This window comes from Bradyrhizobium genosp. SA-3 (assembly GCF_004212635.1).
Lineage (GTDB): Bacteria > Pseudomonadota > Alphaproteobacteria > Rhizobiales > Xanthobacteraceae > Bradyrhizobium.
Window position 1 is genome coordinate 38725 of sequence record NZ_PSRT01000068.1, and the last position, 7974, is coordinate 46698.

6 protein-coding genes and 1 pseudogene are annotated in these 7974 nt (G+C 65.3%); 4 read left to right on the plus strand and 3 right to left on the minus strand.

Features of this window, described 5'->3' with window-relative positions; all coding sequences use genetic code 11:
• Positions 1-7: 7 nt before the first annotated feature.
• The gene (locus CWO91_RS23505; RefSeq protein ID WP_130216696.1) at positions 8-778 is read left to right on the plus strand and encodes an SDR family NAD(P)-dependent oxidoreductase; all 771 of its coding nucleotides are present in this window, start codon (positions 8-10) and stop codon (positions 776-778) included.
• 100 nt (positions 779-878) lie between these two features.
• Here CWO91_RS23505 and CWO91_RS23510 read toward each other — a convergent pair whose 3' ends face one another.
• Complete coding sequence (locus tag CWO91_RS23510) at positions 879-1652, minus strand: outer membrane protein (RefSeq protein WP_130216698.1); 774 nt, start codon at positions 1650-1652, stop codon at positions 879-881.
• A gap of 180 nt (positions 1653-1832) precedes the next feature.
• A pseudogene (locus CWO91_RS23515) lies at positions 1833-3079 on the minus strand (FAD-dependent oxidoreductase).
• Here CWO91_RS23515 and CWO91_RS43165 point away from each other — a divergent pair.
• The gene (locus CWO91_RS43165; RefSeq protein ID WP_165405653.1) at positions 3048-3326 is read left to right on the plus strand and encodes a hypothetical protein; all 279 of its coding nucleotides are present in this window, start codon (positions 3048-3050) and stop codon (positions 3324-3326) included. The pseudogene CWO91_RS23515 and the gene CWO91_RS43165 overlap by 32 nt on opposite strands.
• 446 nt (positions 3327-3772) lie before the next feature.
• On the opposite strand, the gene CWO91_RS23525 is transcribed toward CWO91_RS43165, so the two are convergent.
• Positions 3773-5287 carry a caspase family protein gene (locus CWO91_RS23525; RefSeq protein WP_130216702.1) on the minus strand — a complete coding sequence of 505 codons (1515 nt, stop codon included), beginning with the start codon at positions 5285-5287 and terminating at the stop codon, positions 3773-3775.
• A gap of 197 nt (positions 5288-5484) precedes the next feature.
• On the opposite strand from CWO91_RS23525, the gene CWO91_RS23530 reads away from it, so the two are divergent.
• Entirely contained in the window at positions 5485-6447 is a 963-nt protein-coding gene (locus CWO91_RS23530; protein WP_130216706.1) for an AraC family transcriptional regulator, read from the plus strand.
• Positions 6448-6745: 298 nt separating this feature from the next.
• The coding region (locus CWO91_RS23535; RefSeq protein WP_130216704.1) for a DEAD/DEAH box helicase at positions 6746-7974 on the plus strand (1229 nt) is incomplete at its 3' end.

The following is a 7974-nucleotide window of genomic DNA, read 5'->3' on the forward strand; positions in this document are numbered from 1 at the left end:
TAAAAACATGACATCCAGCCGGTTCGATCTTCGCGGCAAGGTCGCTGTCGTAACAGGAGGCAATGGCGGCATCGGGCTCGGCATGGCCCGCGGCCTTGCCGACGCCGGCGCCGACATCGCCGTGGTTGGGCGCAACGAAACCAAGTCCGCCGCCGCCGTGGCCGATCTCAGGCAGCGCGGCGTAAAAGCGATCGCGATCACCACCGACGTGACCGACAAGGCCGCCGTCGCAGCCATGATCGACCGCGTCGTCAAGGAGCTCGGCCGCATCGACGTCCTCATCAACAATGCCGGGATGAGCATCCGCAAGCCGCCGCACGAGCTCGAGCTCGACGAGTGGAACAAGGTGATCGACACCAATCTCACCAGCGCCTTCGTCTGTTCGAAGTTGGCCTATCCGGCCTTGAAGGCGTCCGGCAACGGCAAGGTGATCAATATCGGCTCGATGATGTCGATCTTCGGCGCAAGCTTCGCGACCGCCTATGCGGCGAGCAAGGGCGGCATCGTGCAGTACACCCGCGCCTGTGCCAACGCCTGGGCGCCCGACAACATCCAGGTCAACGCCATCCTGCCGGGCTGGATCGACACCGACCTCACCCGCGGCGCGCGGCAGCAAGTCTCGGGGCTGCACGAGCGCGTGCTCGCGCGCACGCCTGCCGGACGTTGGGGCGACATCGACGACTTCGCCGGCATCGCCGTATTCCTCGCCTCGCCCGCCTCGAACTTCGTCACGGGCACCGCGATCCCCGTCGACGGCGGCTTCTCGGTGATGGCCTGAGGCCGAGCTTGCACGCAAAAAAGAAGCCCCGGCGAGGCCGGGGCTTTCCAAGTATTCGTGATGATTTTCTTTTTAGCTGATCGACGGTTCGTTGAGGTGCTCAGTAGCGACCGATGACCGGCGCGTCGAACTTGTAGCTCGCGCGCACGACGGCCCACTGGATGTCGTGCGGCTTGGTATCGAAGGTGTAGTTACCCGAGGTGCCGCCGAGCTGATAGGTCTGGCTGCCGAAGGCCGCGTAGTTGTATTCGAGGCCGACGATCCAGTTGCGGGTGATGCCGTATTCCCAGCCGGCGCCGAGGGTCCAGCCGTTGTGCCAATGGGTCTGACCGCCGGAGCCCGTGGACGGGTTGGCGACGTTGTCGACCACCGAGAGACGATTGTTCACGCCGGCATAGCCGCCCTTGATGTAGAACAGGTTGTTCTGCACGGCGAAGCCCGCACGGCCGACGATCGTCGCGAGCACATTGGCGCGCCAGCTGAATTGATCGTCGAGGCCGGTGCCAAACACGGTGTTGGTGAACGAGCCCTTGTTGTCGAGGCCGGAGATCGTGCCTTCCATGCCGAACACGTAATTGTTGGCCTGCCAGTTGTAGCCGATCTGGGCGCCGCCCATGATGCCCGACTTGCGCTGGCGGAAGCCTTCGCCCGGCGAAAGATCGCCGAACGGCGCGCCGGTCCCGCTGTTGATGAACTGCTCGTTGGTCCATGCGCCACCGATGTGGCCGCCGACATAGAAACCGGTCCAGTTGAACAGCGGCTCGACATAGGCGGGCGCCTTCGTGTAGCGCGCACCGAGATCGGCGGCGGAAGCAGCGCCGGTCGAAACCAGAGCGGTCGTGCAGGCGAAGGCGGCAATCAACTTGTTACGCATGGTACACCCCGTGTCCTTTGATGGGCGCACGCTCACAGACGGCTCTTACTAAAATTGAAATCAACACGGTTAACGTGACAAGATCGACACGCGGTGGCCCGAGAATCCGTTTGTGCTGTTGCACGTGCGCAACGCGCCGCGCGCGCTTTAACGCAGCGTTATCCCTAGCGATGTCTTGCGCTAAGCTGTCGGCGCGGCCTTCGACTGCACGTGCTCGGGCCGAACGCCGAGCGCCAGCAGGCGCGCCGGAATGCCCTGGAGCCAGGGCAGCGCGGTGATGAGGCGCAAGATCAGCGGCACCTTCAGCGGCCGATCGCCCGGCTGCAAGGCGCCGCTGATGATGTTGTTCTGCATGATGACCTGCATTCGCTGCGTCATCTTCACCGGAAACTCGCGCCGGCGTCGCACCGCATCGAGCGCGTTCTCCGATGGACAACCGTGCTGCATCTTGTCGGCTAGCAGGTTTGCGGTTGCGACCGCGTCCTGCACGGCGAGATTGACGCCGACGCCGCCGACCGGCGACATCGCGTGCGCGGCATCGCCGATGAGAAGCAGGCCTGGCAATGTCCAGCGCGTCAGACGGTTGATCGCGACGGTGAGCAGCTTGATGTCGTCAAAGCTCTTCACCTCAGCGATCCCGCTCTTCAGGATCGGCGCCATGCGCACGACGTCATCGAGCAGCGCCTGCAATCCCCTCGCCTTCACCGCATCATGCTGTCCCTTGGCGATGACATAGGCGCATTGCCAATAATCGCCGCGGTCGAAGGTGATCATCATCTTGCCGGGCTCGATCCGCGCGAACACACTCTCCGTCTCGTCGGGTCTGCGGCCGGCGCGGAACCACAGCACGTCCATCGGCGCGCGATCTCCTCGACCTTAAGGCCGGCGCGCTCGCGCACCGTCGAATGCCGGCCGTCGCAAGCAATGGTGAGATCGGCCGCGATGTCGATGATGCCCTCGGGCGTCTTCGCCCGCACGCCGGCGACGGTCTCGCCGTGGCGGATCAGATCGACGGCCTCCGTGCTCATCATCATCTTGAGCGAGGTAAAGCGCCGGCCCGCCTCGCGCAGGAAATTCAGGAAGTCCCATTGCGGCATGAAGGCGATGAAGGGGTACTTCGTACGAAGCCGGCTGAGATCGGCGATCCGCACCGGCGTGCCGCCGAACAGACCGTCCATCTTCTGCAAGCGCTGGTGCGGCAGCTTCAGGAAGCCGTCGATCAAGCCGAGTTCGTCCATCACCTGCAGCGTCGAGGGATGCACGGTGTCGCCGCGGAAGTCGCGGAAGAAATCCGCATGCTTCTCCAGCACCACGACATCGATGCCGGCGCGGCCTAGGAGATAGCCCAGCATCATGCCCGCCGGGCCGCCGCCGACGATGCAGCAGCGGACTTTCATGCTCCGGTTTGGTTGTTGGTCGGATGTCATTGCCGCCGCGATCCGCGATGTAAGTATCGATCAAGATATGCCGGACGATACTAACGCGATTCAAGCCGAGCGCAGTCTCAATTTGCAGGCAAAAGCCTGTCGCCGCCGGTTCGCAGCAGCAAACGAGCGCCTAATAAAAAAGGCCCGCAGAGCGCGGGCCTTGGCTGAAATCGGACCGGACTATTTCTGGTCCTCGTTGCTGGTCCCTGTGCCGGGACTGCCGATCGGCAACCCATTGGTCGCATGACCGACACCCAAGTTTCGCTCGGCTTGCGCTGCTGCCGGCGTCTTAGCGTTTGCGGTTGGAGCTTGAACGTTCGGACTGGGTTGACCGATGTTGGTGTTGACGTTGGCCCCCGTGGTGGTGCCATGCGTCCCCATCCCGGACGGAGCCGACGGCCCGGAGTTGGCGCTGCTGGACGAGGTGCCCATTCCGGCACCCGGGCTGGCCGCAGATCCCGCGCTGGCGCCGGTACCTGTGCCTGCCGCTGCGCCTGCGCCCGCACCTGCGCCTGCACCTCCGCCGCCAGCACCACCTCCCCCTTGAGCGAAGGCGGCCGTCGACAGTGCAACGCAAGCGATCGTTACGAAGATGGATCTGCGGATCATGAATCGTCTCCCTGGTTTGGCAGACAATCCAGGTCAACAGGAGTTGTTCCGCTTCTGCTCATCACGCCGCGGCCGACGAAGGCCTCAATTGTTACTGCGGTTCGTGCTGCGAAAGCTCTTGATCTCTGAGACGCTGCCGTCGCGATAGGTCAGCTCCACCGAGACGGACTGCGTGCTCGGCGCGAGCTTCATGTAGAGCGGCATGCCGGCGCTGATTGCGCTGGGGTCGCGCATGTCGCAAGGCGGCATCTTCAGCACCTGGTTGGGCACGGCGGTGTCGATGCCGATGCGCACTTCGCGAATGGCGCAGCGGTAGGACACGAGGTGCGTGTAGTAGACCAAGAGCCCGTTGAATTCGCGGAACGACAGCCAGCTCGTCGAGGTCATGTCGAGGATCTTGCGCTGGTCGCGGATCAGCGCGGCCTCGGGATCGAACCGGATCGGGAACGGCCCCTGCATGTCGCCGGACTGATCGACATAGCGGACCTCGATGGTGCCGGCTTGCGCGTCCGGCGGCAATTCGATCGACGGGTTCGGCATCCGCTTGCGCGTGCGCGGATCGAGGGTGTCGATGAATCCGGTTTCACGGAAATCGCCCTTGCCGGCCATGCGCCAGGAAATGCCGAGCGTCGGGTCGGCGAAGGAGAACACCACGCTCCAGCCGCCATTGTGCCGCGAGAAGCTCGCGATCGGCGCGTTGGTGGTCTCCTCCTTCGGCAAGTGCGGCACAGACACCGGCGGCAGCGCCGCGAGCTTCTGCGGCGGCGGATCGTCCGGTTGCGCGGCGGCATCCTTGGCGAGGCCGCTGAGGAAGACGTCGTCGACCATCTGGTCGAAATAGACCGGCACCTGCTTGTGCTTCACGGTATCGGCCATCTCACTGACGGCGCGGCGGGTGCGCTGCGCCACCTGCACGAGGTTCTCGCCAGGCTTGAGTAGCTCCCTGGCGAAGGTGCGCGTGAACACCGAATTGGGATTGGCGTCGTCGTTGGAGAGGCGATCGAGCGCGGTCTGGCGCGGACCTGCCGAAAACACCGAGAACACGCCTTCCGGCAGCTGCGTCATCGGCGCGAGCCCGCCGCCGCCGGCGACCGCGCGGGTTCCTTTGCGCTCGAACGGATTGTTGCGGCAGGCGTCGAACACCAGGATCGAGGTTCGCGCCTTCTTGTTCTGAAGGCGCTCGACGATGCGGTCGGCCAGGATGGAGGCGTCGCGCACGAGCTCTTCCTGCCCTTCCGTCGCCGCCGGAACGTCGGTCGGCAGCAGATAGTTCTGGCCGGCGATCTCGAAACCGTGGCCGGCATAGAAGAAGAACGCGGTGTCGCCGGGCTCGATCGCCTTGTCGAAGGCAAGCAACGTCTCGGAGAATTGCTGCCGGTTCTGGTTCTCGGCGAGCATCACGGAGAAGCCGAGCTGCTTCAGCGTATCGCCCATGGTGCGGGCGTCGTTGACCGCCTTGAGCAGCTTCGGCACGTTCCTGTAGTCGTTGTTGCCGATGACGAGCGCGACGCGCTTCTCGGCATGCGCGGGAAGCGCGAGGCCGCTCAGGCTCGCTGCGAGGCCAAGTGCCGCCAGAATTCTGAAAAGCCGACGCGTCATCGTAATATTTCCAGTTGCAGACGGCCCCACGCAGATCCCCTCGAACGGTCGTTCATGGCAAACCCGGCCGTTGATGTGATAGTCGGCCCAGCCATATCGACGGTTCAAGGGCCTTGGTCCCCGATTCCATCATCGGCCCTATGGCAGATTCCGTCGGAATCTGCTTTTTCTTGGGTATTCCGTTGAAGGGGGCTGCCGTGTATCGCTGGTGCACCGACGAGGTCGAGCCGCACGACCGCTTCGACTATTGGCGCGAGGTGCGCGCCAAGGGATTGTTCGGCGTCACCGCCGAACTCGCGCGCGAACGCCGCGCCGACTTCTTCGGCGAATTCTCGCTGCGCCAGCTTGGCGGCGCCGGCCTCGTCGAGCTGAAGGCCGCGCCCTACGCCGTCGAGCGCAGTGCATCCGACATCGCCTCCGCGCCGGGCGACGCTATCTGTGTCTACCAGCAGCTCGGCAGCGGCGGCTGGTTCGGCGGCATGCGCGGCAGCGACTTCACGATCGCAAACGGCAGCTTCGCCACCAGCCATACCGACCTGCCCTATCGCACCGCGCCGCTCGGCGCAGGCGGCTTCCATTTGCGGATCCTGAAGATCCCGGTGAGCAGCATCCCGGCCCAGGACAAGCGCATGCGCGAGCTTGCACCGCGGACCTTTGACGATTCCACCCTGGCGCCCCTGCTCGGCGCCTGCTTCGCCGATCTCGACGAGGCCGCGGCGGATGACGGCGCTGCCGATGCGACCTCCCTCGTCCAGGCACTCGCCCATCTGGCGCTGATCGAGCGCGGCATCCTGCGGCCCGGCAGCCGCCGCGGACAGGCCGCGCTGCGGACCGCCCGCCATTCGCAGGCCCGGCGCCTGATCGCGCGCCACCTGCAAGACCCCAAGCTCGCGCCGACCATGGTGGCCGACTTGCTCGGCATTTCCGTGCGCCACCTGCACATGCTGTTCGAGACGGCCGAGAAGAGTTTCTCGCAGACCGTAACCGACGAGCGCCTGAAACAGAGCCGCCGCCTGATGCGCGAGGCCCCGGACCGGCTGATCGCCGACATCGCGACCTCCTGCGGCTTCGAGAGCCTGGCAACCTACTACCGCGTCTTCAACGCCGCCTATGGCATGGCCCCCGGCGACTTCCGGGCCCAGGATCGGGAGGGGCATTAGCCGCCGTTTGCCGGCTCCGCCAAGCCCCCGGGGTTGGGCGGAAAACCCCAGCCGCGCCCGCTATTTGGGCAAAAACCTCAGGCTTTTTAGGGTCTTCCCGCGCCCGCTCCATTGACTTTGGCGGATTCCCGCCTATGTTCCGGGGCGACGCGGCTCAGATCGAAGACCGATTCCCGAGCCTGGCGCTTTGTTCGCGTGAGTCAGCACCCCCAGCTTCTTTGAGAGCGCGCCGTTTCGGGGTGGAACGCGACAGCCTTATTACCCTCGATTCCGAACGGCGGTTTCGACCAGAGGCTCAATGTCCTTTTCAAATCTCGGACTGTCCGAAAAAGTCCTCGCCGCAGTGGCGGCCACCGGTTACACCAACCCCACCCCCATTCAGGAACAGGCGATCCCCCACGTCCTCGCACGCAAGGACGTGCTCGGCATCGCCCAGACCGGCACCGGCAAGACCGCGGCCTTCGTGCTGCCGATGCTCACCATCCTCGAAAAGGGCCGAGCCCGGGCGCGCATGCCGCGCACGCTGATCCTCGAGCCGACCCGCGAGCTCGCGGCGCAAGTGAAGGAAAACTTCGACCGTTACGGCGCCGGCCAGAAACTTAACGTCGCTCTCCTGATCGGCGGCGTCTCCTTCGGCGACCAGGATGCCAAGCTGATGCGCGGCGTCGACGTGCTGATCGCAACGCCGGGCCGCCTGCTCGACCATACCGAGCGCGGCGGCCTCCTGCTCACCGGCGTCGAGCTGCTCGTCATCGACGAGGCCGACCGCATGCTGGACATGGGCTTCATCCCCGACATCGAGCGCATCTGCAAGCTCGTCCCGTTCACGCGGCAGACGCTGTTCTTCACCGCGACCATGCCGCCGGAGATCCGGCGCATCACCGAGGCCTTCCTGCACAATCCGCAGAAGGTCGAAGTCTCCCGGCCCGCCACCACCGCCGTGACCGTCACCCAGGCCCAGGTGCCCGCCGGACGCGAGGCGCACGAGAAACGCGAGCTGCTCCGCCGCCTGCTGCGCGAGGCCAAGGACCTCAAGAACGCGATCATCTTCTGCAATCGCAAGCGTGAAGTCGCCATCGTTCACAAATCGCTTCAGAAGCACGGCTTCAGCGTCGGCGCCCTGCACGGCGACATGGACCAGCCGGCCCGCATGGCCGCGCTGGATCAGTTCCGCAAGGGCGAGCTGCCGCTGCTGGTGGCCTCCGACGTCGCCGCCCGCGGCCTCGACATTCCCGAGGTCAGCCACGTCTTCAATTTCGACGTCCCCCATCACGCCGACGACTACGTTCACCGCATCGGCCGCACCGGCCGCGCCGGCCGCACCGGCACCGCGATCTCGATCGTCACGCCGCTCGACCAGAAATCGATGGCGGCGATCGAGAAGCTGATCGGCCAGACCATTCCGCGCGCCGAGGGCGACTACGAAGTCCACGCTGAGGTCGCCGACGGGACCGAGCGTCCGCGCGAGCAGCGCGGCCGCGAACGTTCACGCGGCGGACGCGGCAAGCCGCAGCGCGGCGAGCGGCG